15 protein-coding genes are annotated in these 26,534 nt (G+C 76.1%); 6 read left to right on the forward strand and 9 right to left on the reverse strand.

What is annotated here, in order from left to right:
- The first annotated feature begins 346 nt into the window (after positions 1 to 346).
- The 5 genes from ACIPYS_RS33225 (at position 347) to ACIPYS_RS33245 (ending at position 6,022) form a co-directional block, all read left to right on the forward strand.
- Complete coding sequence (locus ACIPYS_RS33225; protein ID WP_093864774.1) at positions 347 to 1,624, forward strand: acyl-CoA dehydrogenase family protein; 1,278 nt, start codon at positions 347 to 349, stop codon at positions 1,622 to 1,624.
- A gap of 532 nt (positions 1,625 to 2,156) precedes the next feature.
- On the forward strand, positions 2,157 to 4,535 hold the full coding sequence (locus ACIPYS_RS33230) for a sensor histidine kinase (protein WP_400753234.1): 2,379 nt from the start codon (positions 2,157 to 2,159) through the stop codon (positions 4,533 to 4,535).
- On the forward strand, positions 4,535 to 4,966 hold the full coding sequence (locus ACIPYS_RS33235) for a roadblock/LC7 domain-containing protein (RefSeq protein WP_030391836.1): 432 nt from the start codon (positions 4,535 to 4,537) through the stop codon (positions 4,964 to 4,966). Before ACIPYS_RS33230 ends, ACIPYS_RS33235 begins: the two co-directional genes overlap by 1 nt.
- The gene (locus ACIPYS_RS33240; RefSeq protein ID WP_030391835.1) at positions 4,963 to 5,343 is read left to right on the forward strand and encodes a DUF742 domain-containing protein; all 381 of its coding nucleotides are present in this window, start codon (positions 4,963 to 4,965) and stop codon (positions 5,341 to 5,343) included. Before ACIPYS_RS33235 ends, ACIPYS_RS33240 begins: the two co-directional genes overlap by 4 nt.
- 106 nt (positions 5,344 to 5,449) lie before the next feature.
- Positions 5,450 to 6,022 carry an ATP/GTP-binding protein gene (locus ACIPYS_RS33245; protein ID WP_231978505.1) on the forward strand — a complete coding sequence of 191 codons (573 nt, stop codon included), beginning with the start codon at positions 5,450 to 5,452 and terminating at the stop codon, positions 6,020 to 6,022.
- A gap of 54 nt (positions 6,023 to 6,076) precedes the next feature.
- Here ACIPYS_RS33245 and ACIPYS_RS33250 read toward each other — a convergent pair whose 3' ends face one another.
- From ACIPYS_RS33250 to ACIPYS_RS33290, 9 genes are all read right to left on the reverse strand, one after another.
- The gene (locus ACIPYS_RS33250; RefSeq protein WP_093859727.1) at positions 6,077 to 6,544 is read right to left on the reverse strand and encodes a MarR family winged helix-turn-helix transcriptional regulator; all 468 of its coding nucleotides are present in this window, start codon (positions 6,542 to 6,544) and stop codon (positions 6,077 to 6,079) included.
- 221 nt (positions 6,545 to 6,765) lie between these two features.
- On the reverse strand, positions 6,766 to 8,805 hold the full coding sequence (locus ACIPYS_RS33255) for a hypothetical protein (protein ID WP_400753241.1): 2,040 nt from the start codon (positions 8,803 to 8,805) through the stop codon (positions 6,766 to 6,768).
- Positions 8,802 to 13,115 (reverse strand): DUF5682 family protein, encoded by a 4,314-nt coding sequence (locus ACIPYS_RS33260; RefSeq protein ID WP_400753244.1) that lies wholly within the window; start codon positions 13,113 to 13,115, stop codon positions 8,802 to 8,804. Before ACIPYS_RS33260 ends, ACIPYS_RS33255 begins: the two co-directional genes overlap by 4 nt.
- Before the next feature lie 116 nt (positions 13,116 to 13,231).
- Entirely contained in the window at positions 13,232 to 14,416 is a 1,185-nt protein-coding gene (locus tag ACIPYS_RS33265) for an AAA family ATPase (protein ID WP_400753247.1), read from the reverse strand.
- The gene (locus tag ACIPYS_RS33270) at positions 14,413 to 19,608 is read right to left on the reverse strand and encodes a hypothetical protein (RefSeq protein WP_400753250.1); all 5,196 of its coding nucleotides are present in this window, start codon (positions 19,606 to 19,608) and stop codon (positions 14,413 to 14,415) included. Before ACIPYS_RS33270 ends, ACIPYS_RS33265 begins: the two co-directional genes overlap by 4 nt.
- Positions 19,605 to 20,459, reverse strand: coding sequence for a DUF4132 domain-containing protein (locus ACIPYS_RS33275; RefSeq protein WP_093859731.1), 855 nt, complete (start codon positions 20,457 to 20,459; stop codon positions 19,605 to 19,607). Before ACIPYS_RS33275 ends, ACIPYS_RS33270 begins: the two co-directional genes overlap by 4 nt.
- Before the next feature lie 159 nt (positions 20,460 to 20,618).
- Positions 20,619 to 21,911: a PQQ-dependent sugar dehydrogenase gene (locus tag ACIPYS_RS33280; protein ID WP_400753253.1), complete on the reverse strand. Its 1,293-nt coding sequence runs from the start codon at positions 21,909 to 21,911 to the stop codon at positions 20,619 to 20,621.
- A gap of 165 nt (positions 21,912 to 22,076) precedes the next feature.
- Positions 22,077 to 22,868, reverse strand: coding sequence for an ABC transporter ATP-binding protein (locus ACIPYS_RS33285; protein ID WP_093859733.1), 792 nt, complete (start codon positions 22,866 to 22,868; stop codon positions 22,077 to 22,079).
- 256 nt (positions 22,869 to 23,124) lie between these two features.
- Positions 23,125 to 24,180 (reverse strand): ABC transporter substrate-binding protein, encoded by a 1,056-nt coding sequence (locus ACIPYS_RS33290; RefSeq protein WP_093859734.1) that lies wholly within the window; start codon positions 24,178 to 24,180, stop codon positions 23,125 to 23,127.
- 164 nt (positions 24,181 to 24,344) lie between these two features.
- On the opposite strand from ACIPYS_RS33290, the gene fhuB reads away from it, so the two are divergent.
- On the forward strand, positions 24,345 to 26,516 hold the full coding sequence (gene fhuB / locus ACIPYS_RS33295; RefSeq protein ID WP_093859735.1) for a Fe(3+)-hydroxamate ABC transporter permease FhuB: 2,172 nt from the start codon (positions 24,345 to 24,347) through the stop codon (positions 26,514 to 26,516).
- Positions 26,517 to 26,534 lie beyond the last annotated feature (18 nt).

Genomic DNA, 26,534 nt, shown 5'->3' on the forward strand with positions numbered 1-26,534 from the left:
CCGGAACGGGACCCGACGGAAACCCTGGATCCCAAAAGCGGGACAGGTCACTTCCCCGCCTCGCGTCCCTCTAATCCCCGACTGTCCGCGAACGGCCCGAATCGCGCCAATCCAAGATCCACTGTAGAGCGCTTCCGACGCACATATGACAATGAGCCCTGCCGAAAAACGGCGGTCCCCAAGGGCAGCGTGGGCCACCGCCGGCACATCCGCACGCACCGGCTGCAACTCAGGGGCAACCGGCCGCCACCGTCACTCCCCCACCCCTCGGCGGCCGAAGCGGATCGGCTGCACGGACGGAGGCACATCCACCGAACCACCCGAACCGAGAGGACCTGGCATGGCGATGGACTACTTCACCGACGAGCGACACGAGAGCCTCCGAGCGGAGGTACGCGAGTTCGCGGAGAAGGAAGTACGCCCTCAGGTGGCCAGAATGGAGGCCGAGCGCCAGGTCGAATTCGAGCTCGCGCGGGAGATCGCCCGCCGTGGCTGGATCGGCGTCACCATCCCGCGGGAATTCGGCGGACTGGGGCTGGGTCACCTGGCCAAAACCGTGATCGTCGAGGAACTCTCACGCGTCAGCGGCGCGATGGGTGCGATCGCGCAGGCCTCGCAGCTCGGTGTCGCCAAGGTCATCCACTTCGGCAGCGACTCCCAGCGCCGTCACTGGCTGCCCAGGTTCGCCAACGGGACGGCGCTGCCCACGATCGCCGTCACCGAACCGGAGTCCGGTGGCCATGTGCTCGGCATGAGCGGCACCGCCCGGCGCGAGGGCGACGAGTACGTGCTCAACGGCCGCAAGTGGTTCGTGGGCAACTCGCACATCGGCGACGTGCACGGCGTGGTGCTCCGCACCGGCGAGGGCAGCAAGGGGCTGTCCGCGTTCCTGGTGGAGAGCGACCGTCCGGGCTTCCGCACCGGCGAGCTGGGCTCGCAGAGCGGTCTGCACGGCTTCAGCTTCGGCGAACTCGTCTTCGAGGACTGCCGGATCCCGGTCTCCAACCGGCTCGGCCTGGAGAGCCAGGGCCTGGACGTGGCCTACTCGTCCTCGACCCTCTACGGGCGGCTGAACCTGGCGGCGGTCGCGCTCGGCATCCACCGGGCGATCGTCGAGGACACCGCGCGGTTCGCCGAGGAGCGCATCATGTACGGCAAGCCGCTGTCCCAACTGCCGAACATCGCGCTCAAGCTGGGCGAGATGCAGTCCCGGCTGATGACCGCCAAGCTCGCCGCGTACCACGCCTCGCACCTGCTGGACCACGGCCGGCCGTGCGACGCCGAGCTGATGAACGCCAAGCTGATCAACACCGAGTACACGCTGGACTCGGCGCGCAACGCGATGGAGATCCACGCCGCCCGCGGCCTGCACGCCGACTTCCACATCGAGCGCTACCTGCGCGACGCCACCCACGTCTACCCGCCGGCCGGCACCTCGGACGTCCAGCGGCTGCGGCTCGGCCAGGTGGCCTCGGGCACCTACGGGAAGCAGTGGTCGGCCGAACTCTCCGATCTGGCCAGTTGGGCGTGGACCGAGCTGGCCGAGCGCGAGAACCGGGCGGAGACGGAGGCGCAGGCGCAGGGTGCGTCGGCGTCCGTGCTGCGGATGCCGCTGGCGGGCTGAACCGGGCGGCGCCGGGACCTCCCCACGGGTCTCTCCGTCGTTCTCCCCCGGTTCCCCCGTTGATCCCCCGGCCGTTCCCCGGCGGTTCCCCAGCGATTCCCCGGCGCTGCGGCAGCGCTCCGGCGGCGGTCCTCCCGGTGCTTCCCGGTCGCTCCGACGTCGGGCGGCGTCCCGTGGAACCCTTGCTCTTGACACGTCCCTGACGGCTTTCCGGAGGCCGAACCCCGGCCTCCGGAAAGCCGTCAGGCCCGTCCCGCACCTCCTCCGACCTGCCGCGACGACCCCCGGCGTCCACCCCGGGCGGCCCCGCCTCCCCGTCATCGCCCGTTCACATATCGTCAGTTGATGTTGCCCAGAGGGCACCTGAGGCTGGTAGCGTGCCTGCAGTCGGCGGCCGTGCAGCATCCGTCCGGACGGTGACCACACGTCACCACCTCCGGCAACCCTCCGGGCACCGCCGGCCGTGGCGCCCCGCGACCGCGGTCGGACCGCACACGGACAACCGCCGTTCGGCCCTGCTACAAGGAATCAGATGCCAGGCATATCGGCCCCCCGGACGGGCCACCGCGCCGGCCGGTCCGGCTCCCTCCGCAGCTCGCTCCTCGCCCTCGCGGTGGTCCCCTGCCTCGGCCTCGCCGCCGCCTGGGGCTACGCCGCCTACCTGCTGCGCGACGCCGGGGAGCGCACCGCCGTCTACGGCGGCACCGCGGTGGTCGCCGCCGTCCTGCTCTGGAGCCTGGTCCGCGGCCTGCGCGCCGCGCGCACCCTCCCGGGCCGGCTCGCCGACCTCCACGCCGAGACCCTGTCCCTCGCGCAGCACGAGATCCCGCAGGTCGTCGGCCGGCTCCAGGCCGGCGAATCGGTCCCGACCCCGCCCGCCTGGACCCCGTCCCGGCGGATCGGCGACGAGGTCCAGCAGACCGCCGACGGCCTCGCCGCCGTCCGGCAGGCAGCCGTCGCCGCGATCGTCCACCAGGCCCAGGGCCGCGAGGGGACGAAGAAGGTCTTCCTCAACATCGCCCGGCGCACCCAGATCCTGATCCACCGCCAGATCAGCATGCTGGACGCGCTGGAGCGCGAGCACGAGGAACCCGAGCTGCTGCGCGAACTGTTCGCGGTCGACCACCTCGCCACCCGGATGCGGCGCAACGCCGAGAACCTGGTCATCCTGGGCGGCGCCCTGCCCGCCCGGCGCTGGCGAAACGCCGTCCCCATGGTCAACGTCCTGCGCAGCGCCGTCTCGGAGACCGAGAACTACTCGCGTGTCGTCGTCCAGGGCGTGCCCCGGGCCTCGCTCAGCGGCCAGGCCGTCGCCGACGTGATCCACCTCGTCGCCGAACTGATCGAGAACGGCACCACCTTCTCCCCGCCCTACACCCAGGTGCAGGTCTCCGCGCAGGAAGTGCCCAAGGGCCTGGCGGTGGAGGTCGAGGACCGCGGTCTCGGTATGGCCGAGGACGAGTACGAGCGGCTCAACGACTACCTGGCCAACCCGCCCGAGCTGGACGTCTCCGCGCTCGGCGACGACCTGCGGCTCGGCCTGTTCGTGGTCGCGCGGCTCGCCGCGCGGCACGACATCCAGGTCACCCTGCGGCCCTCCCCGTACGGCGGGACCAGGGCCGTGGTGCTGGTGCCCGCACTGCTGCTGGAGCAGGCCGGACAGCCGGCCGCCCTTCCCGGCCTGCCGTCCGGCGCCCGGGTCACCCGGACTCCCGTGCCCGACCTGCCGCCCGGCGGCGGGGCGGACGCGGACGCGGAGCTCGGCGAGATCGACCAGGAGCTGTCCGGCGCGCTCGCCGGGGTCCTGGGCGGGCTGCTGGGCACTCCCCGGCCGGGGGCGGAACAGGGGCCCGGGCAGGCGCAGGGTCCGGCGGGTGCCGGCGTCGACGCGGGGACCGAGTACCCCGCGGTCGGCCGGGCGGTGGCCGGACAGGCAGTGGCCGGGCAGGCGGTAGGCGGGCAGGCAGTGGGCGGTGGCGGCGAGGCCGCCGCGATCGAGGCCGCGGTGGGCGGGCTACCGGCCCTCGGTGCGGCGCCGGCTCCGGCCTTCGCTCCGGCTCCGGGCCAGGCCTTCGCTCCGGTACCCGCCGCGGACCCGGTGCCCTACGCCGACGACCCCGCCGGAGTGCTCGGCGGTACGGCGGACCGGTTCGACGGCAGCGTGGTGATCGGCGAGCTGCTCGCACGCTACCCCCAGGGCGGCACCCGCGACGAGGACGACCCGACGGTCAACGGCGGTCTGCCGGTGGGCTCGTCGATCCCCGGTCTGCCGGGCGCCGTGGTGGTGGCCCGACCGGCCATGCCCCGGCCCTACGGCGAGCCCGGGGACGAGCCCGGCCCGGACGGGGCCGCGGCGGCGCCCGGGACCCCGGAGCCGTCGACGGGCAGTGACGGGCCGGCGGCGACCGCACTCGCGGCCGCCACGGCGGCGGCAGCGACGCCCACGCACCAGCGCGCCGAGGAGACCGCGCCGGAGCACGGCCCCGACGGTGAGCTGCGCACCCCGCGCGTGCTGCCGCAGCGGGTCCGCAACGCCAGCCTCGCCGAGCAGCTGCGCGAGGCCAACGCGCCGGGCGCGGCGTTCGGCCACCCCGGCGCGTACGGACGGCCCGGCGCCCCCGCCCCCGCGCCGTACGGCCGCACCGGCCCGACGGCTCCCGACGGGACCGACGGCGTCGGCAGCGTCGGCGTCGGAGTCGGCGTCGGCGTCGGCGTCGGCGTCGGCGTCGGCGTCGGCGGAACCGGATCCCTCGGACCGGCCGCGGACGACCCCTCGCCGCAGCGCTCGCGGGCCACCATGGCCGCCATCCAGCGTGGCACCCGCACCGCCCGTGCGACGACACCCGACGCGGACGCGCCGGCCGCGCCGTCAGCGCCGGCCGCACCTTCCGCAGCTAAGGAACAGCAGTGATGACGCAGTACACCGATACCCAGCGCGACCTCAACTGGCTGCTGGACCAGCTGGTGGCGCGGGTCCCGGAGACCCGGCACGCCATCGTCCTCTCCGAGGACGGCCTGCTGATCGGGCTCTCCCAGGACCTCGACCGGGCCGACGCCGAGCACCTGTCGGCGGTGGCCTCCGGTCTGCAGAGCCTCGCCCGCGGCGCCGGCCACCGGTTCAACGGCGGGCGGGTCCGGCAGACCGTGATCGAGATGGACCAGCTGTTCCTGTTCGTCACGACCGCCGGCCAGGGCGCCCGGCTCGCCGTGCTCACCAGCGAGGCGGTCGACGCCGGGCTCATGGCCTACGAGATCAACATGCTGGTGAAGCAGGTCGGCCAGTACCTCACCGCGGCGCCGCGCAGCGACGCCGGCCAGCCGGGCGTGGGTGGCGGTGCGTGACCGTCGACGCCGACGAGGCCTGGTTCTTCGACAAGGACGCGGGCCATCTGGTCCGCCCTTACGCCATCACCAACGGGCGTACCGGACCGGTCCGTGACGGATTCGCGCTGATCACCCTGGTGGTCACCGCCGACCCGCGCACGGACACCAGCCGGTTGACGCCCGAACCGGCCGCGATCCTCGACCTCTGCCGCGAACGCCCGCTGGCGGTGGCCGAGATCGCGGCCACCATGGACCTCCCGGTGAGCGTGGTCAAGGTCTTACTGGACGACCTGGCCGAAGCCAGGATGATCCTCACCCGGGCACCCGTCCAGCTCGCCGAGGCACCGGACATCGCGTTGATCCGGGCCGTGATCGAGGGTGTCCGGCGGCTCTGACCGGCTCGGGCCGCTCCCAGCGCGTCGGGACCGTTCCGGCGCCCTCCGCTCCCCTGCTGTTCCGACTTTTCGCTCCTCCGCTCAGTTCCCCTCCAGGAGACCAGACGTGACGACCCAGAGCCTGGTGCCGGGCGCGGTCAAGATCCTCGTGGCCGGCGGCTTCGGCGTCGGCAAGACCACCATGGTCGGCTCGGTCAGCGAGATCGAACCGCTCCAGACCGAGGAACGGATGACCCGCGCCAGCATCGGGGTCGACAGCCTCGACGGCGTCCAGGGCAAGTCGACGACCACCGTCGCGATGGACTTCGGCCGGATCACCGTCCGGCAGGACCTGGTGCTCTACCTGTTCGGCACCCCGGGACAGTTCCGGTTCTGGTTCATGTGGGACGACCTCGCCCTCGGCGCGCTCGGCGCGATCGTGCTGGCCGACACCCGCCGACTGGAATCCAGCTTCGCCGCCGTCGACTTCTTCGAGCAGCGCGGCATCCCGTTCGCCATCGGTGTCAACTGCTTCCACGGGCGGCGCGACTGCACCCCCGACGACGTCCGGCGCGCGCTCGACCTCGACCCGGGTGTGCCGGTCGTGCTCTGCGACGTCCGGGAACGCGCGTCCAGCAAGGAACTGCTGCTCGCCCTGCTCGACCGGGTCCACGAGGACGCGCTCACCTCACGGCGCTGAGCGCGGCGCGGCGCGGCGCGGGGGAGCAGGGCGTTCCGCTCCCCCGCGCCGCGCTCAGGCGCCGGACGGGGCGGCGGAAGCCGGCTCCAGGTCGTGGAGGGCACGGACCAGCGGCGCCAGTTCGGGGACGTCGGCGGCCCCGGTGAGCGTCGCCTCCAGCGTCGCGTCGTGCAACGGCCGCGCCGCCCCGAGCAGTTCGCGGCCCTGCGCGGTCAGCTCGGTGTAGATGCCGCGCCGGTCGTCCGCACACAGGTAGCGGCAGAGCAGCCCGCGTTCCTCCAGCCGGCTCACCAACCGGGTGGTGGCGCTGCTGCTCAGCGCCGCCGCGCGGGCCAGCTGCTGCATGCGCATGTGCCAGCCGTCCTGCCTCGACAGCGCCTCCAGCACCGTGTACTCGACCACGGAGAGGCGGTACTCGGCCTGCAGCGCCTTCTCCAGGGCCGAGTCGATCAGCCCGTGCAGCGCGGCGAGCGTGCGCCAGCCGCTGGCACGGATCTCCGCGGCGTCGTCCTGGATCCCCATGGCTCGCGTCTCCCTGCTCGGGTCATGTGCTCGTACGGTGCTGCGGCCCGCAGCCCCCCGGTGCGGCAGTCCTGCGGTGCGGCAGTCCTGTGGTGCGGCAGTCCTGCGGGGTCCTGCCCCGGGGGCCGGCCCCCTCCGGCAGGCCACCGACCGTTCGAACGTTCCGCTTCGTTCAAGTATGCCATTCGGCGCGGCATATCTGCTTGTGCAAATAGTTCTCCTTATGGCTGATTGCCGGGAACCTCCAGGGTCCAGGCGGTCGCGCAGAGTGCCGAGGCCAACTCCTCCTCGTACCAGGCCGCCGCCGACCAGGCGGCCGCGAAGGCCCTGTGGTCGTCCGTGACCACCCGGCCGAAGACATCGCGCGGCTGGTCCATCGCCGCCCCGAGCAGACCCTCCAGCAGCGATGCGCCGGTGGCCAGCCCCGCCGACCGCAACCGGGCCCGGTCGGCCTGCGCCGCCCCGGTGCCCAGTGCCAGCACCGCCCGGCCGCCGGTCACCGCCTGCTCCACCCGCCGGGACAGCAGGTGCACCGGCGTGGTCGGCGGGAGCGGCCCCGCCGGCAGGGCCGTCAGCGGCGAGGCCGCTTCCTGGGGCGGGAGGGTCAGGTCCGCCGTCTGGAGCCGCTCCAGGCCGAGATTGACCCGGCCGGCGCGATCGGCGGGCAGGGCGAGGGAAGGGGAGGAGGACGGGGGTCGGGCCTCCATGGGTCCGGCGTCGGTGGGTCCGGCGTCCGTGGGTCCGACGTCCGTGGGTCCGGCGTCGGCGGGTCGGGTGGACGGGGGCTCGCCGACGGCCAGTAGGCGCAGCTCGGGACGGGCCGAGCGCTCCAGCCGGCCGATCACCCGCAGCCGCAGACCCGGGGCGGTCGCGAGCAGGGCGAGGTTGCCCCGGTGGGCTAGTCCCGGGTGGTCGTGCGCGGCGCGCAGCGCCACCACCGTTCCCCCGCAGTCCGCCAGCAGACTCGGCTCGCCGCCCGGCCTGTGCGGGACCGCCCCGAGCAGCGTCACGTCCAGGAACAGGAGTTCTCCCCCGGCGGGCCGGACCTCAGGGGGCAGTGCGGCCGCGCCGAGCGCCCGCGCCACCTGGGCGGCCGGCGGCTCGGTCCAGAGCCGGGCCGCCGGCTCTGCCGTCCAGGCCGCCCCCGCCGCGCGCACCGCCCGGACCGAGGCGCCCGCCCCGAGCCGCCCGGCCGCCGACCTGGTCGCACCCTGCACGACCAGCCCGGCCCGGGTGAACTCGCGGTGGCTGAGCATCGCGTCGCCCAGCCGGACCGCGCGGTTGCCGGCGCCGACCGCCTGCGGCGCCGCCGCGGCCGCGTCGCTGTGCGGCATGATCTCGGCCATCGTGTGCAGGCCGCCGCCCGCGTCGACCGCCCAGGTGAGCACCCCCGCGTGGGTGGCCGTCAGCACCGGTTCGGAGAACAGTCCGTAGAGCCGCAACCCGCCCGCTGCCGCGTACGCCTGGCGGGCCGTCCCGCGCAGGGCCGCGACGCCCGGACCGGCGGTGTCCGCCGCCGCCGCGGCGGTCAGGGCCGCGCCGAGGCCGAGCAGCTCGCGCAGACCGGCCACCAGGTCGGCGAGCCGGTGGTCCGGCTCGCCCGACCGGGCCGCCCGGATCCGGGTGACCACCGCCACCGCGGCGGCGGCCGGCCGGTGCAGCCCGGCCAGCCGGGCCCGGTGGGCCGCCCGCAACAGCTCCGCCTGGAGCACAGCGCCCGCACCGCCCACGCCAGCCGCGAGTGCGGCGGAGGCCACCCGGTGCAGTTGGTCGACGGCGGCGCGTTCGGCGGCGCCGAGCGTCCCGGCGGCCGCCACGGGCTCCGGCGGGCCGTCGGGGAGAGGGGCCGGGGCGGAGGTCGGGACGGAGGTCCGGGCTCCGCTGTCGGCCACCTCCGGTTCAGCCCGGCCGGCCGGGTCGGCCTGGTCGACCGGGGGTTCGCCGTCGGCCAGCGGGCAGACCGTGACCGCGGCCGCCCGGTGCACGCACGCGGGCGCCAGCAGGCAGCCGCAGCGCACATCGCCGGACGTGGCGACCACCCCGCCCGGCGCGTGCAGGACGAGCTCCGTCTCCTCGTCGACCGCGATCCGCCAGTCCTCGCCCGTCCGTTCCACCGGCCGCTCGGCCAGTTTGGCGGCGGCCCCGTCCAGGCGCTTCTGCAGGCGCGCCGACAGCCCCGCCACCACCTCGGCGACCACCTCCGGTCGCACCGCCGGCCACGGCACCCGCGTCCCCGTCATGTCCTGCACCGTCTCCGTCATCGGACCTTCTCCCCCACCCAGCGGGCCAGTTCGAGCGGGCTGAGCGCCGCCACCGGCATCCCGGCCGCGACCAGTCGGCTCGCGATCGCCTTCGAGTACCGGGCCGTCCCGGTGTCGTCCAGTGCGGCGCAGCCCAGCAGGTGGCACCCGGAGTCGACCAGCGCCCGGGTCTGCGCGAGCAGCCCGCCCACCGGACCGCCCTCCTCGAAGTCGCTGACCACCGCGATCAGCGTGCGGGAGGGCACCGTCACCAGCTCCCGCGCGTACTTCAGCCCGGCGGCGATATGGGTACCGCCGCCGATCCGGACCTCGAGCAGCAGGCCGAGCGGATCCGTCACCCGGTCGGTCAGGTCGACCACCTCGGTCGAGAAGGCGACGAAGTGCGTGCTCAGCGAGGGCACCCCGGCCAGGATCGACGCGGTCAGCGCCGCCCAGACCGTCGACGACTCCATCGAGCCGGAGACGTCCACGACCAGGATCAGGCGCCAGTCGGACGCCTGCTTGGCCCGGGTCCGGAACACCGGGCGCTCGGGCACGATCACCATCCGGCCCGACTCGGTGCCGCCGTCGGTGCCGCCGGTACCGGTGCCGGCGGCGGTGCCGCTGCCACCCTCGGCCCAGGGGGCCGCGGGGCGGGCGGTCGCCAGGTTGGCGCGGATGGTGCGGTGCAGGTCCAGGCCGCCGCCGGGGCGCCGGCTGGGCCTCGGCACGCTGATCCCGGTGAGGGCGGGGCGCAGCCTGGTCGCCAGCTCCCGGCTCAGCTCGTCGACCAGGCGCCGCACCAGCGGCCGCAGCGCGGCCAACCGGGCCTCGGGCAGACCGCCCGCGTGCTCCAGGACGGTGCGCAACAGGTCGACCGACGGCCGGACGGCACCCGGGTCGATCGCCTCCAGGGCATCGCCGCGCCCGTGCGCCACGGCCGCCGCCAGCACCTCCTCCCGGATGCCGGGTCCAAACAGGGCCGTCAGCTCCTCGGACCACTCGCGCACGCCCGGGTAGGGCGCCTCGCGGCCGCCCCGGTTGCCGCCCGCCCCGCCCCGGCCGTCCAGGCCGGGGCCGGAGCCCTCGCCCTGCCCGGTGCCGTAGAGCTCGTCCAGCGCGGCCGCGAGCCGCGAGGCACGGCCGCCGGGGCGGCCGCTGCCCGGGCGGCCGAGGAGCAGCCGCCAGCGCTCCGCCGCGCCGAGGGCGTGGGCGCCGGACGACTCGGGGGCGGGTTCGGGGGCGGCTGCGGGGACCGGTTCGGGTACGGGTGCCTCGTCGGCCCGGACCCTGTCGGTGCGGCGCGCCTCGGTGGGTGGTGCCTGGAGGGGTGGCGCCTGGACGGGTGGCGCCTCGGTGGGGGCCGGGAGGTCCGGTGGGAGCAGTCCCCGGCGGGCGAGCGCGGAACGGGCCGCGAGGTCGGCGCGGGACCAGTCCGCGAACAGGGCGGGCGGCACCTCCTCCGGCAGCGCGTCCAGCCGGGCTCCCAGCCGCTCCTCGACCAGGGTCAGCAGCCGGTCCCGGGCCGCCGGGCTGAGCGTGTCGAACCCGCCGCGCAGGGCGGGCAGCCGGTCCAGGAAGGCGCTGTCCGGGAGGGTGACGATCCGCTCCAGCAGCGGTTCGAGCACCTCGGGGGCGGTGGAGAGCAGTCCCTCGGCGGCCGTCAGCAGACCGACCAGCGACCGGCCCAGGGCGTGCCGGGCGTCGGGGCCGGTGGCGCCGTCGACCCAGGAGGCGGCCCGGTCCCCGAACACCACCGGGACCTCCTGCCGGAGCAGCACCCGCACCGCACCGGCCGCACCGCGCACCATCGGGCTTCCCCGGTCGGCGAGTTCGGCCAGCGCGTGGCGCAGTCGCAGGCCGCCGGAGAGGTCGGCCCGCCGGGCCAGCTCGACCAGCGCCCTGGCGTCGTCGGCCTCGTCCGATCCGCCCAGCCCCTCCAACTGCCGCACCGCCGCCACCGTCACCACCTCCGCGGCGGCTGCCACGGCCGTCAGGAAGGCGTCCCCGGAGCCGGTGGCGGCGGGGAGGTGGGGAGGGACGGCCACGGCGGAGGCACCGCCGGCGGCGGGGCGGTCCGCAGCGCCGGACCCCGGGGCCGAGGGACGGCCGGTGCCGCCCGCCCCTGACGCGAGATCGGCGGAACCACCACCGAGGGCCGACGGCGGAGCCGCCGGGCCCGCGGCCGGGACCAGGTCCGTGCCAGGGCGGTCGGACGGCTCGGGCGGGGTGACGCCCTGCGGAGCGCCAGCGGTGAGCTCGGCGCGGCCGGCGTCGGCAGGGACCGGCACAGCACACGGCACACCCGGGCTTCCACCGGCGCGCAGGGACGGGAGGGCCGCCGCGGGGGCGGCCACGGCAACAGCGGCGCCCGGGACCGGGCCGCCGGCGAGGTCGACGGGGCCGGACGCTCCGGGTGCGGAGCCCCCGGCGGGAGCCGGCGGCGTGGCCGCCGCACCCGGGCGGTGGGTGGCGGTGAGGCGGTCCAGCAGGGCGAGGCCGTCGAGGAGTTCGGGCAGGGTGCCGCTCTCCGGAAGGACGGCCGTGAGCTGAGTGAGACGGGTGGCGGTGAGGGCCGACAGGCCGCAGGCATCGGCGTCGGCGAGGCCCCGGAGGACCTCGCGGGCGGTCGGGCCGTCGGCCTGCCGCTCCCGCCGCAGCCGCTCGCGCAGGGCGCCCTCGGCGGCCTGGGCCGGGGTGACGCCCTGGGTCCCGGCAACGGTGAGCATCGCGGCGACGGTCGGGGTCCAGCGGACCCGCCAGCGGGTGGTGAGGGTCTCCGTGCCGCCCGCGCCGGTCGACTCGACCGGTTCGGCGTACGGGACGCCGCAGGCCGTGAGCCGGTGGAGCAGGAGCTCGCGGCGGCGGTCGAGGGCCGAGCGGAGCGGGTCGAGGCGCAGCTCGCGCGGGGCGGGCTCGGCGGTGTCGCCGGGGCCGGGCAGGCCCAGCTCGGCGAGGAGCCGCTCCACGGCGGGGGCGAGGCCGCTGCGCGGGGCGGCCGGGGTGGGCGCGCCGGTGCGGGTGCCGACCAGGACCCGTTCCAGTGCGCGGGCCACCGCCCGGCCCCGGCCGAGCGGTTCGCCCTGGGCGAGGGCGGTCTGGACGGCCTCGACCAGCTCGCCCCGGCCGGGCGCCGCGAGGCCGCGCAACCGGGCGAGGTCACCGGCGAGGCGGACGATCTCCCGGGCGTCGGCCGGGCCGGACGGGTGGTCCTGGCCGCGCAGGGCCTCGCAGATCCGCACGGCGGTGGTGATCAGCGCCTCGGCCAGCCGGTCCTGGTCCCCGGCGGCGTCGAGCACGGTGTGCTGCCACTCGGGGTCGCGGATGCCGGCCGGGTAGCCGGAGCGGGCGTCGAGCAGCGGGTAGGTGTAGGGGATCAGGGAGACGACGTGGCGGCCGGCCGGCACCCGGTCGGGGGCGAGGCCGGGGTCGGGGTCACGGCCTGGGTCGGGGTCACGGCCGGGATCGGGGTCACGGCCTGGGTCGTCGCCGGGCCCGGGTGTCCCGGTGGCGGAGGCCGCGGCCGGGACGAGCGCGGGCGCGTGGAAGGCTCCGACGACGGCGGCGACCCGGCGGCCGCCCTCGGCCGCCTCCTCGATGCGCGCCCGCATCCAGGCCTCGCGCCGCAGGTCGTACGGGTCGACGCCGGTGGCGTCCCGGGCGTCGCGGCGCAGCGCCCAGCCGACCAGCAGCGCGGCGCGGCGGACGGCCTCCGGGGTGGAGCCTGGGGCGGCGGTCTCGACGAGGCGGTCCCAGAGGTCCTCGTCGTCCTCGCGGCCGGTGAGGCGGTTGCGGAGGGCATCGGCGACACCGGGCCGGGGGACGCCCGGACCGGCGGTGTCCCGGTCGGCGCGGCCGGCGTGGTCGCCGCGGCCGGTGTACCGGTCGCGGACGGCGAGGGGCAGGTCGCAGGCGATCGTCTCGACGCCGTGCCGGCGGGCCCAGCGCAGGGCGGCGAGTTCGGGCGAGAAGTCGGCGAACGGGTAGAACGCGAGCCCGGCGCCGTCGCCCGCGTCGGTCGCGTCGTCCGGGCGGTCGGCGGCGGGTGCGGCGGCGAGGGCGACCGGGGCGCGGGTGGCCTCGTCCGCGAGCAGGTCCAGCCAGGGCTGGAACTCGGCGGGCAGTTCGACCAGCAGGACGTCGGGCCGGGCGGCGTCCAGCAGCGCGGGCACGACGACGCTGAGCGAAGGCGCGTGGTGACGCACCCCGATCAGGTAGGGCCCGGGTGCGTCGAGGCCGGAGGCGGCCAGTCGGTCCGCCTCGGTCGCGACCGCCCCTCGCGGGTCGTCGTGGCCGAGGTCCGCCCCGCCGGGCGGCACCGCGCTGCTCATCTGTTCACCTCTCGGTGGAAGTTCGGGAACGGGGAGGGTGGGGTGGGGTGGTGGGCGAGGGAGTGTGCGGGCCGGGGGCCGGCCCGCCGCCGTCGTGACGACGGGCCGGCCGGGCCTCAGTGGTCCAGGGCGGAGCGCAGCTCCCACAGGGTGCGCCAGGTGGCGGCGCCCTGTTCGGCACGGCGTCGGACCGGGCCGTCCCAGTAGCCGAGCAGCCGGGCGGCGTCGGCCGGGTCGTCCTTGCGCACGACGCCGATCAGCTGGCCGGGGAGCCGGCCGAGCAGGTCCCCGCCGTCGGGCAGGTACGCGGCGCCGACCCCGAGCGCGGTGGCCACCGACACCGCCTCGGCGGTGCTCATCACGGTGGACGGGCGTTCGACGTCCCAGCCCTCGGTGGAGCGGCCGGTCCGCAGGTCGCGGAAGGCCGTGACCAGGGCCTCCAGTACCGCGTCGTCGACCGCGAAGGCGGCCCCGGCGCGGGCGACAGCGGCGGTGGACTGGCGCCGGACCAGCTCGACCTCGGCCGCCAGGCTGCCGATCGGCCCGACCGTCTCGAAGTTGAACCGGCGCTTGAGCGCCGCGGACATCTCGCTGACCCCCTTGTCCCGCAGGTTGGCGGTGGCGATCAGGGTGAAGCCGGGGGCCGCGTGCAGTTGGCCGTCCGGGGTGCCGGCCAGCTCGGGGACGGCGATCCGCCGCTCGGAGAGCAGCGAGACCAGGGCGTCCTGGACCTCCGGGAGGCAGCGGGTGACCTCCTCGACCCGGGCGACCGCGCCGGTGCTCATCGCGCTGAGCACCGGGGAGGGCACCAGCGCCTCGCGGCTGGGGCCCTTGGCGAGCAGCAGGGCGTAGTTCCAGCCGTACTTGAGCTGGTCCTCGGTGGTGCCGGCGGTGCCCTGGACGGTGAGTGCGCTGGTGCCGCAGACGGCGGCGGCGAGGAGCTCGGACAGCATCGACTTGGCGGTGCCGGGCTCGCCGACGAGCAGCAGACCGCGCTCGCCGGCGAGGGTGACGACGCAGCGTTCGACGAGGGCCCGCTCGCCGACGAACTTCTGCTCGATCGCCAGGCTCCGGCGGCCCGCCTTGAGCTTCTCGCCGCCGCTGCCCATCACGAAGGTGACGACGGCGCGCGGGGTGAGCCGCCAGCCGGGCGGGCGCGGGCCGGAGTCGTGCGCGGCGAGGAACTCCAGTTCGGCGGCGAACCGCTCCTCCGGCGGCACGACCTGCCGGGCCGCGCTCTCAGTACCGGTGCTGGAGGTGTCGGCGGTGGAGGTACTCGTGGTGGTGGTCGTGGCGGTCATCGGCGGGCCTTCCTGCGCTTGCCGGTCCGGAGCTCTTCGAAGCCGGGGGCGTCCCCGTCGGTGACGCGCTGCCAGGCCCGGGCGAACAGCTCCGGGACGGCGGAGCGCGGCAGCACGTCGTGGTGGGTGGGGAGATCGTAGAGGGCGGCCTTCCAGGTCTCGACGGGCAGACCGGGCGCCTTGGCCTCCTGCCAGCCGCCGGGGAGGAAGAGGGTGCGCCCGGCGCGGGCCCGCTTGGCCTCCATGACCAGTCCGGAGGCGAGGAGTTCGGCGCGCGCCTTCTTCAGCCGGGCCGGCTTCCAGCCCGTCCAGCGCGCGACATTGCGGTCGGTCGGGTCGGGCAGGGCCAGCAGCTGGAGGTAGAGGACGGCGGCGTCCTCGCCGAGCTCGTGGGTCTTGGCGACCTCGGTGACCAGCTCGGGCACCGTGAGCAGCGGGTGGTGCGGCCAGACCTCGGCCCCCTCGGCCGGAGCACCGGCGGCACCCGCCGCACCGGCAGCACCCGCCGCACCGGCGGGACCCGTGGCGTCGGGCAGCTCCGGCAGGGCGACCAGCCGGTCCAGCTCCCCGCCCAGGAGCGCCGTGAGCACCGTCCGCTGACGGGCCAGCCAGTAGCTGTCACCGAGACCGGCCAGCTGGTCCAGCGCCTGGTCCTGCGGCCCGTCGAGGCCGGCCGGGCGCCACCAGATCTGCTCCGCCTCGTCGTGGCCGGGCGACAGCACCAGGGCCTCGCCGACGCGGACCAGCCCGTCCGCGTCGGCACCGCCCTCGGCGGGCAGGCCGTAGCGGGCGCGCAGCACCGGGGACAGCGGTTCGCCCTTGCTGTTGCGGCGCAGGTCGTAGGCGAGCAGCAGCCCCGGGTCCGCCAGGCGGGTGCGCAGGGCCTGGACGGCGGGCCCGAGCGAGGCGCGCAGCGGGCTGTTCCACGGCAGCCGGTAGGCGAGCCAGGCGATCGCGTCGGCGGCCTCGGACAGGGTGCTGTAGTCGAGCACCGCGAGCGGGTCGTCGGCCTGCAGCACGGGTGTGGCCGACTCGCCCAGCGGGAGCACCCGTTGACGGGTGGTGCGGCTCAGCCACGGGGTGGTGGCGTGGTTGAGGATCTCCTCGACCTTCTGGATCCTGGTGCCGCTGACGGTGGCCTGCTCGGCCTCGGGCAGGGTGACCAGCCGGCCGAGGCGGGCCGTCCAGTGCGCGGCACCGGCGGCGCTGTCGGGGCCGGTGCTCCAGAGCTCCTCCGGGTCGGCGGGCAGCAGGGCGGCCCAGACCTCGCCGAGGACCTCGCGCTCGCAGCCGCGCAGCCAGTCGCGGGCGGCCTTGGACTCGCCGGACTTGAGGCCGTACTCCTTGAGTGCCTCGGGGGGCAGCGGCGCCCCGTACCAGTGGATCAGGGCCTCGGTGGGGCTGAACAGCAGCGTGGAGCGGACGGCGCCGATGCCGGTGCGCGCGCCGAAGTCGGCGGCGCGGTCGGCGCGGTGGGTCGTGGCACCGTGCTCGCGCAGCAGTCCGGTGAAGCGGGCGACCCAGGCCGCGTCGACGGTCTCCTCGGTGCGGCGCTCCTGGGCGGTGCCGAAGTGGGCGACCGCGCCGAAGGCGCCGCTCGGGTCGTGGTCGACGGCGAGCCAGTGCGCCTTGTCCTCGTGGTGGTGGCTGCAGCCGAGCACGACGACGGTGCGGTCGCCGTGCCGCCAGACCTGGCCGGCCCGGCGCTCGTGCTTGCCCTTGGGGGCGTTCGGGTCGGTGAGCGGCTCGGTGAGGACGACCTCGCGCAGGGTGTCGCCCCGGTCGGCGAGCAGCCCGGCGGTGAGCTCGGTGAGCAGCAGCCCGAGCGAGTGGCGCTGCTCGGCGGAGGTGAGCGGGGCGGCGGCCGCGTAGGCGAGGGTGCCGAGCCGGCCGAGCACCTGCAGCCAGCCGTGGTGGTTGTCGTCGCCGTGCAGCTCGATCCGGTGCCGGGTGCTCCAGCCGTCGCCCTCGGCCGCGGGGGGCTCGGCGAGGACGGCGGTGACGGCCCTGAGGTTGTTGAGGACCCGGTACTCGGGGCCGCGCTCCCAGGAGCGGCCGAAGCCGCCGACACCGGGCAGCAGCAGGGAGACGGCCTGGCCGAGCTCGTAGTCGGTGCCGTGCTCGGGCCGGTGGGCGTAGCCGGTGGCGGCGGAGCCGCCGGCGGTGCGGCCGTCGTCCTCGGGCTGCGGGACGTAGCGGGCGACCCGGTCCAGCAGGTCGGCCGCGGTGCGGGCGAGGCCGGTGACGCCGGCCAGCAGCAGCCGGTGGGTGACGCCGGGCAGGACGCCGGCGACGGCGTCGACCGGCAGCCGCTCCTCGGCCTTGCCACTGCTGACGACCGGACGGCGCACGCCCTGGACGGTGATCCAGCGCTGCTGGGCGGCGGGCACGGGCTCGGCGTCGGCCGGCCAGGCGGCGTCGACGAGCCGGGCGGCCAGCTCGCGGTCGACGGCGCGAAGCTCGGTCGAGCCGCGCTCGTCGCGCGGACGCAGGACGTGCCAGTGGGCGAGCGGCAGCACCAGGGCGGTGCCGGCGGCGGCGAGGCCGCCGGGGCGGCCGGGCTCGAAGTCGGCGGTGAAACCGGTCGGGTCCGCGGCGACGGTGCCCTCGGCCGGGGAGTCCGCGGTGGGCAGGCCGAGGGCGAGCTGCCGCCCGTTGCCGTCCTGGACCACCGGGTGGCCGCCGCCGGGAAGGGCGAGCCGGCCGAGCGGGTGCAGGAGGTGACTGCTCCGGGTGTTGTCCACGACGAGGGTGGTGCCGTCGGCGGTCACGGTGGTGACCCGGGTGCCGTCCTTGCGGAGCCAGCTGCCGAGCACGGTGCCGTCGGTGCCGAGCGGCGTGTCCTCGAGACCGGGCTGGAACGGCAGCAGCTGGGTGCGGCGGAGGTCGAGGCTGCCCGCCGCGGCGTTGGCGGCGACCCGCGGCGGCTCCGAGGCGCGGCCGACGGTGCCGGTGGCGGGGTCGATCTCCTCCAGGACGGCGACGCCGGCGCTCCGGTGGGCCCTCCAGTGGCCGGTGCCGTCGCCGAGGACACGGCCCTCGGCGGGCAGCACGGTGTCGCCGACGTGCAGCGGCCGGTGGCCGCCGGTGCGGCCGCCGCCGGGCAGCGGCAGGGTCGGGGTCTCGATGTCGCCGCCGCCGTAGTAGTGGGCGATCCGCTCGCCGCCGAGCTCGAAGGTGTCGGCGGGCCGGCCGGACCAGTAGGCCCGCTGCTTGCCCTCGTGGGCCCAGGCGACCAGGAGTTCGCCGTCGACGAAGCGGAAGCGGGGGCGGTGCCAGGTGTCCAGCTTGTCGGGGATGCGCAGGGTGTGCTCGAGCACGATGCCCTGCGGGCCGGCCACCACGACCTGGTGGCCGCGGGCGAGCACGAGGTTCGGCCACGCCTCCTCCAGCAGCAGCCCCTCGGGGAGGTTGCGGCCGCTGCCGACGCCGGGGGTGTCGCCGGCCTCCACGCCGAGCCGGACGAGCGCCTCCTCCAGGGCGGGCCAGCCGAGTTCGTCGAGGATGCCGCCGCGCAGGGTGTCGGCGAGCAGCCCGGTCACGTCGAGGTCGGCGATCCGCCGGGCGGCGGCCGGGTTCTCGTCGCGGATGCCGGTGCGGTGGGCGCTCAGCTGGTGCAGGATCCCGCTGGCGCTCTCCAGACCGCGGGCCGCCGCGAGCTCGTCGGCGCGGGCGTCGGACCACTCGACGAAGAGCTCGCGCAGGACCGGGCGGGCGGCGAGGCGGCGGCTGTCGACGGTGTCCCAGACGGGCGGGACGGCGGCGCGCAGCGCGGACCGGAAGCGCGGGTCGGCGGCGATCGCGGCGAGGGTGCGGCCGTCGGGGTCGGAGGCGCCGACCCAGTCCTGGAGGTGGAAGCTGTGGCCCTCGGCCGGGTCGGCGACCGGGACGCCCTCGGCGAGCAGCAGGTCGAGGAGTTCGAGCTGGGTGGCGCTGCGGCGCACCCCGGTGAAGAGGTCGACCGGCACGCCCTCGGCACGCAGCCGGTCGAACATCCGCCCGGCCAGTGCGACGGTCTCGGTGCTGAGGCCCTGGGTGCGCCAGCCGCGGCCGAGGTGGTTGGTCCAGCGCTGGAGCCAGGCGGCGGCCGGCTCGGCGGCCGCCGCGCCGTCGGCGAGGTCTGCGGGCAGGTCGGTGAGCAGGCGCTCGGCGCCGCTCTCCGCCAGCACGGCGAGCCAGCCGGCGTCCTGCCGGGTGCGGTCGTCGTTGCCCGGCGGGTCGGGCATCAGCTCCAGCAGCCGGGCGCGCACGGCGGCGTCGCCCCGGCCGAGCTCGACGACGGCCTCGTGCCAGCTCTTCCAGAAGGTGCCGGGCGCGCGGTTCACGGCGGGTGAGGCGAGCAGTTCGAGCAGCAGGCCCCGCTCGTGCTCGTCCCGGTCCAGCCCGGCGGCCTTGAGCAGGGTGCGGGCGTCCTCGGCGACCCCGGCGTAGGGGGCCATGCCGGCCGCCGAGCGCTCGGTGCACAGCTGGCGGAACCGCTGCCAGGCGGTCAGCGGGTCGAGCCGGCCGCTCAGCTCCTTGACGTACTGGCGCAGCGCCTTGACCGTGAGGGCGCCGGCCAGCGCGAACTCCAGGAAGACGGCGCGCAGCCGCTCCTCGTCGACGGGGAGGCTGTGGGTGCGCTCGGCCTCGCGGGCCCGCCCGAAGAAGGTGCTCGCGTAGGTCTGGTTCTCCTGCTCGAGGAAGATCCGGCCGACCTGCTCGCAGAAGGTGGGCAGGAAGTGCGGGACGGCGCGGCCGAGCCGGCCGGCCAGCTCGTCGAAGCCGTCCTTGGCGTGGCCCGGCTTGGACTTGGCCTGGCGGGCGAGCCGCTCCATCTCCTTGACCAGGGCGAGCGCGTGGTGGCCGTTGGCCGGGTCGTGCACGAGCGCCCAGGCGGGGAAGCCCAGTGCCTCCTGGCGGACCTGGCCGACCTCGACCGGCTCCTCGGCGGGGACGAGCCCGAGGAAGTCGACGGCGAGGTCCTCGGCGGGGCCGAGCGCGCCGGGCACCAGCCGGACGATCCGCCGGCCGTCGAGCGCGGGGTGGGCGTAGCCGCGGGCGGTGAGGACGTCGGCGGCGCTGTCGGGGCCGCCGGCGCCGGGCAGGGTGCCGGGGGCGAGGATCGCCCCGGAGTCCAGCAGCCGCTGGTGGCGGTCGGCTCCGCCGGGGGCACCCGTGGCGGTGCGGTCGGGCCCGGTGGTGGTGCTCATGCGGCTTCCTCCCCTTCGATCGTGCGGCCGGCGTACAGTGCGGCGGCCATCCGCATCCCCTCGGACCAGGCGACCGGTCCGACCTCGGCCAGCGGCAGGACCTTGCCGTCCGGGCCGGTCCAGCTCAGCGAGCCGGTCTCGCACTCGTCGTACTCGTAGTAGTCGCCGACCCAGACCCGCGCCTCCAGGGCCCGGCCGTCCTCGACCACGGGCAGCACGGCGTGCCCGCCGCGGACCCGGTGGCCGAGCCTGGTGCAGCGGCCGAGCAGGTCGCGCAGCGCGGCGTAGCGGCCGCCCGCGTAGGTGTCGACCTGGGTGCCGGTGACGTCCGCCGGCCGGTGCCAGACCTCCCGGTACAGCTGCTGGACCTGCTGGGAGACGCCGAGTTCGACGGCGAACTCGCGCAGCTCGTCCAGCTCCTCCAGCAGGACCGGGTGGGGTATCCGCAGCTCGCTGCCGGTGAGCCGGACGGTGTCCCCGTCGAGGTCGACCAGGCCGATGCCGCGCTCGGCGTCGGCCCCGCGCAGGAAGCCGGCCACGGCGCCGTCGGCCCCCGTGACCACGAGGTCGCGCAGCACCTCGCGCCACGCCTCGTCCGCCCAGACGGCGGTGACGACGGCGGCGGGCACCGGCAGCGAGCGCACCATCCACCGCTCGGCGGTCTCCAGGCAGCCGCGCCGGTGCGCGTCCAGCCACTCGGTGAGCTGCCGGAGCCCGAGCACCACCGGATCGTCGTTCAGCTTCGGCGGGACGGCTTTCAGCTGACGGCCCGCCGCATTGCGGCAGACCACCTTGCCCTCCTCGTCGAAGGCGACGAAATAGCCGCCCGAACCCGTTTCAACCCACGCCACGGCCGCTCTCCTCCCAGCTGGTCGGTCAGTTGGGAGGAACGTAACGGGACACACTGACAACGCGACGGGCAGGGAGGGGTACTGAACGGTAGGAAGCGGCGGATCCCCGGCCGAACCACGTTCAAACCGCTCGAACGGGTGGTCGAGTGCGACCCTCCGTCACCCCCCGCTGACGTCCAGTCGCAGAATCCGGTCGTCGCCCGGCCGCGGCGAGCCCCGGCCGTCGGTGTTGTCGGTGACGAGGAGCAGGGTGCCGTCCCCGTCGGCCGCCACGGTGCGCAGACGGCCGTACTCGCCGCGGAGGAAGTCCTGCGGGGTGCCGGCCGCCCCGGCGCCGTCCACCGGGACCCGCCAGAGCCGGGTACCGCGCAGCGCGGCCACCCACACGGCGCCGTCGGCGAAGGCGATCCCGCTCGGCGAGGCGTCGGCGGTGTGCCACTGGGCGACCGGGTCGGTGACGCCCGCCCGTCCGGCGGTGCCCTCGACGGTGGGCCAGCCGCAGTTGCCGCCGGGGGTGATCAGGTTGAGCTCGTCCCAGGTGTCCTGGCCGAACTCCGAGGCCCAGAGCCGCCCCTGCGGGTCCCAGGCCAGCCCCTGGACGTTGCGGTGGCCGAGCGACCAGACCGGCGAGCCGGGGAACGGGTTGCCGGGCGCGGGGTCGCCGTCCCGGGTGAGGCGGAGGATCTTGCCGCCGAGGGAGTCGCGGTCCTGGGCGAGCGAGCGGTTGTCGGCGTCGCCGGTGCCCGCGTAGAGGAAGCCGTCCGGACCGAACGCGATCCGCCCGCCGTTGTGCCTGGGTCCGTGCGGGATGCCGCCGAACAGCACCGCGGGGGCGCCGAGTTGGGATCCGGCGGGCTTGGAGGGGTCGAGGTCGAGCCGGACGATCCGGTTGTCCGAGCCGGTGGAGAGGTAGGCGTACACCCGGTGGTCGGTGGCGTGGTCGGGCGAGAGGGCGAGCCCGAGCAGGCCGCCCTCGCCGCCGGAGGTGACGCCCGGGACGGTACCGGCCACCGTCCTGCTGCCGTCCTTCGCCGAGACGCGCAGGATCCGGGCGCTGTCGCGCTCGGAGACCAGCAGGTCGCCCCCGGGCAGGACGGCAAGGCCCCAGGGGGACTTGAGGCCGTCGGCGACGGTGCCCCGGACGGCCACCGAGGCGGGCGCCGAGGGCGCTGACGCGGACGACGCGGGGGCCGACGAGGCGGGCGCGGAGGACGCCGGAGCGGCGGACGTGGCCGGGGAGGGCGTGGCCGGGGAGGACGTGGGCACCTCGGACGCCGCGGAGGCCGTCGGATCCGAAGCGGTCGGCCCGGAGGCCGTCGGAACGGGGACGGAGGCCGCGGCGTCCGAGGACAACCCGCCGGCCCGGTCCGGGCCGGCGGCCGAGGAGCAGCCGACCGCGGCGGCCGGGCCGAGAGCGATGGCGACGAGCAGGGCGACGGTACGGCGGGGCATCGGTGACCCTCCCGGAAGGCGGCGCGGGCGCGGCGGCGCGGACGTCCGGCGGACGCCCGTCCAGCAGACCACACCGGCCCCGGCGCCCGCCCGGCAACCCGCCGCGCCGGTCCCGCAACCCCTCGCGCCCCCCGGTCCGTTCGGGGGCTCCCCCGGGCGGCCCGGTCAGGCCGCCTTCCGGCTCCCCGCACGCGGGACGATCACCGGCGCGCCGTCCCCGGGGGCCGCGAGCACATCGCTGTCGACGTCGTACAGCGCCCGCACCAGCGGCGCGTCCACCACCTCGCGCGGCGGACCGCAGGCGATCATCTCCCCGCCGCGCATCGCCACCACCAGGTCGGCGTAGCGGGCGGCGGCCGCGAGGTCGTGCAGCACCATGACGACGGTGCGCCCGCCCGCCGCGACCTCGCGCACCAGCTCCAGCACCTCGACGGCGTGGCCGAGGTCGAGGGCGCTGGTCGGCTCGTCGAGCAGGACCACCGGCGCGTCCTGGGCCAGCACCATGGCGAGCCAGCAGCGCTGCCGCTGCCCGCCGGAGAGCCGGTCGAGCCGGCGGTCGGCGAACTCCTCGACACCGGTCGCCCGCAGGGCCTCGCCGGTGAGCCGCTCGTCGTCGGCGGACCACTGCCGGAACAGACCCTGGTGCGGGTGGCGGCCGTAGCGGACCAGCCCCGCCACGGTGACCGCCTCCGGCGCCTGCGGGCTCTGCGGCAGCAGCGCGACCCGGTGGGCGGCCTGCCGCGGGCGCAGCTTCCAGACGTCCTCGCCGCCGACCAGCACCCGGCCGGAGTCGGGCCGGTGCAGCCGGGCGATCGCGCGCAGCAGGGTGGACTTGCCGCAGCCGTTCGGGCCGACGACGGCCACCACCTGCCCGCCGGGCACGGTGAGGTCGACGCCGCCGAGCACCGGGCGTCCGGGACCGTAGCCGGCCGTGAGGCCCTCGACCGTCAACTCCATGGCGGGTTCCTTCGATGGGAGAGCAGAAGGGGGACGGAACGGCGTGTCCGCCGCCCCCGGGAGCGGAACGGAGCGGGCGTCGCCCGGCCCTGTGGGCGGAACGGGCGTCGCCCGCCCCGGCGGACGGAGCGGGCGGCGGACGCCCCGGACACCGGAACGGGCGCCGCGCGCCCCGCCGGCGAAGCGGGCAGCGCACGCGCCGGAGAACGAAGCGGGCGGCGGGCGTCCCGTGAGGAGGGACGCCCGCCGCCTGCGGTCACTTGGCGCCGAGCGCCTTGCTGATGTCGCCGATCACGACGTCGGCCGCGAGCGGGCCGCCGCGGGTCGACCAGACCGAACCGTCCACGGTCACGGTGTGGTTGTTCTTCACCGCGCCGAGCTCCTGGTAGGCGGGCTTGGACTGGACGTCCTTCAGCGCGGCCTTGCCGTCGTCGGTGAGGGTGGACAGGAACAGCCAGTCGCCGTCGATCTCGTTGATCTTCTCCAGGCTCAGTGCCGGGGTGTGGGCGTTGCCGTCCTTGTCCTGGGCCTGCGGGCGGGTCAGACCCATGTCGAGGGCGACGCCGCTGGCGAACTGCTTCTTCTCCATCCAGCTGGGGCCGGTCGGGTTCCAGCGGACGATGGAGACGGCCTTGCCCTTGTTCTCGCCGAGCTCGCCGCCGGCCTTGGCGGCCTTGGCGTCGTAGTCGGCGATGACCTTGTTGGCCTGGTCCAGCTTGTTGACGGCGTTGCCGATGCCGCGGAAGGAGAGCTTCCAGTCGTCGGTCGGGGCCATGGTGACGACGGTGGCCGGGGTGATCTCGCGCAGCTGCTTGAGGACCTGCTGGTCCTGCATGTCGCCGGCCAGGATGAGGTCGGGCTTGGCGGCGATGACCTTGTCCATGACGGGCTGGAGCAGGTTGCCGACCACCGGGATGCCCTGGACCTTGTCCTTCAGGTACGCCGGCGGCTCGTTGAGGCCCTGGCCGTTGGTGATGCCGGCCGGCTTGAGGCCGAGGGCGAGCACCGCGTCGAGGTCCTCCTGGGTGAGGGTGACGATGCGCTTGGGCTCGGCGGGGATCTCGACGGCGGTGCCGGTGGCGTCCTTGACGGTCCGCTTGTCGCCGGCGGCCGGGGCGGCCGGGCTGCCCGCGGCGGCGGTCGTGGCGCCGGTGGTGGCGGCGGCGGACGGGGAGCCCTTGTCGGAGGACGCCTTGTCGGAGGAGCCCGACGAGCCGCAGCCGACGAGCAGGAGCGTGGCCGCCCCGGTGGCGGCCACCGCCTGGACCGCACGACGGCGGGCGAGGTGCAGCGGGCTCTGGGGGGTCGACATGGATGCCTCCGGGCAGGGGTGTTACGTACGGGCGGTACGGACGACAGTGCGGTGTGCGGCGGTGCAGCGGTGGTGCGTCGGAACGAACCAGGACGATCCGGACGGATGCGACCCCGGCTCGGACACCCGTCCGACCGCGCTGACCATTAGGTTAGCCTTACCTTATGACATTGTCGCAAGTGGGTGCCGTCGAAGCGGCCGGTGCGGACCCCTCCGTGCCCGCACCGCCGACGGCCGACCGGTCCCGCCGCACCGCCCGGATCGCCCTCGGCGGCATCCTCGCCGCGCTGCTCGCCCTGACGGCGCTCTCGCTGTCCGTCGGCGCCGGCGAGGTCGGCCCCGGCCGCGTGCTGGACTACCTGCTCGACACCGACGGCGCCCGCGCCGACAGTCACCTCGCCCTGGTCGTCGGCGACCTGCGCCTCCCCCGCACCCTGACCTCCCTGCTGGTCGGCGCCGCGCTCGGGGTGGCCGGCGCCCAGCTCCAGGCCGTCACCCGCAATCCGCTCGCCGAGACCGGCCTGCTAGGCGTCAACGCCGGCGCCTCGCTGGGCGTCGTCCTCGGCATCGCCGTGCTCGGCGTCCAGACCTCCTACGGCTACCTCGCCTTCGCCTTCGGCGGCGCCGTCCTGGCCAGCGGACTCGTCCTGGCGATCGCCGGCAGCCGGGGCGGCGGCTCCCCGATGCGACTCGTCCTCGGCGGCTCCGCCGTCGGTGCCACCTTCGGCGGCCTCACCGGCGTACTGATCGTCAACTCCCCCGAGGCGTACGACCGCTACCGGGTCTGGGTGCTCGGCTCGCTGGCCGGCGTGGAGGGCTGGACGACACTGAGCCAGCTCGCCCCGGTGCTCGGGGTCGGCTTCGTGGTCGCCCTGCTCACCACCCGGCCGCTGTCCGCGCTCGCGCTCGGCGACGACCTGGCCCGCGGCCTCGGCCACCGCCCCGGCGCCACCCGCGCCGCCGTCGCCCTCGCCGTCACCCTGCTCACCGCCTCCGCCGTCGCCCTCGCCGGGCCGATCTCCTTCCTCGGCCTGCTCGCCGGCTTCGTGGCCCGGGCCGCCGCCGGCCCCCGGGTCGGCCGGCTCACCCTGCTCGCCGGGCTGGTCGGCGCCGCCGTGCTGACCGGGGCGGACGTGCTCGCCCGAGTGGTCGCCCGCCCCTTCGAGGCCCCCGTCTCGGTCATCGTCGCGCTGATCGGCGCGCCCGCGCTGATCGCCATCGTGCGGTCCAGGAAGACCGCCGCGCTCGGCCTGACCGACACCGCCCCCGCCGAGTCCTCCGGCCGGAGCGGCCACCCGGAGGAGAAGCCGCCCAGGCCGGACGTGGTGCTCCGGCGCGGCGCGCTGTCCGTCCTGCTCCCGCGGCGCCCGGCGCTGGCGGCGCTCGGCCTCGCCGTCGCCCTGCTCGCCGCCGTGGTGGTCTCCGCGCACGCCGGACAGAGCGAACTCGACCTCGGCTCCACCTTCCGGGCCGTCTTCGGCTACGGCGACCGCCTGGACGTCCTGCTGGTGCAGAAGTTCCGGCTCGGCCGGATCGTCGCCGGCCTGGCCGCCGGCGCCGCGCTCGGCCTGGCCGGCTGCCTCACCCAGACCCTGGCCCGCAACCGGCTCGCCACCCCCGAACTGCTCGGTGTCAACGACGGAGCCACCGCCGCCGTACTGATCTCCGTCACCGCCACCGGCGCGTTCGGCGCCTGGTGGGCCGGACCGATCGGCGCGCTGGTCGCCGTCGCCGTGGTCACCGCCGTCTCCGGCGGCCTCGGCGCCCGCGGCTACCGGGTGCTCGTGGTCGGCCTCGCCATGTCGGCGCTCGCCTCCGCGGTCATCCAGGTCGCGATGGCCCGGCGCTCGCTCAGTTCCGCCTCCTCGCTGTACGTCTGGACCTCCGGCAGCCTCAACGGCCGGGACTACGAGGTCGCCACCCCGGTGCTGATCGGCCTCGCCGTGCTGGTGCCGGTCGCGCTGGTGGTGGCCCGCCGGCTCGCGGTGCTGCGCTTCGACGACAACGTGGCCTCCTCGCTCGGCGTCGACCCCGGCCGGGTCCGGCTCGTCTGCCTGCTGCTGGCGGTGGCACTCGCCGGACTCGCCGTCGGGATCTGCGGACCGGTCGGCTTCGTCGCGCTGGCCGCACCGGTCGTCGCCGGCCGGCTGGCCGGGCCGTCCCGCGTCCCGGTGCTCGGCTCGGCCCTGGTCGGCGCGGTGCTCATCGTGCTCGCCGACACCCTCGGCCGGGTACTGATCTCCGGTGTCGAGATCCCGGTCGGCATCGTCACCACCGTGCTCGGCGGCCCGTTCCTGCTCTGGGTGTTGCTCGGCCGCAAGGGCAACCCCGCCTGATCATCGAGGAGTTACCGC

This window comes from Kitasatospora sp. NPDC089913 (genome assembly GCF_044748625.1).
Taxonomy (GTDB): Bacteria; Actinomycetota; Actinomycetes; order Streptomycetales; family Streptomycetaceae; genus Kitasatospora.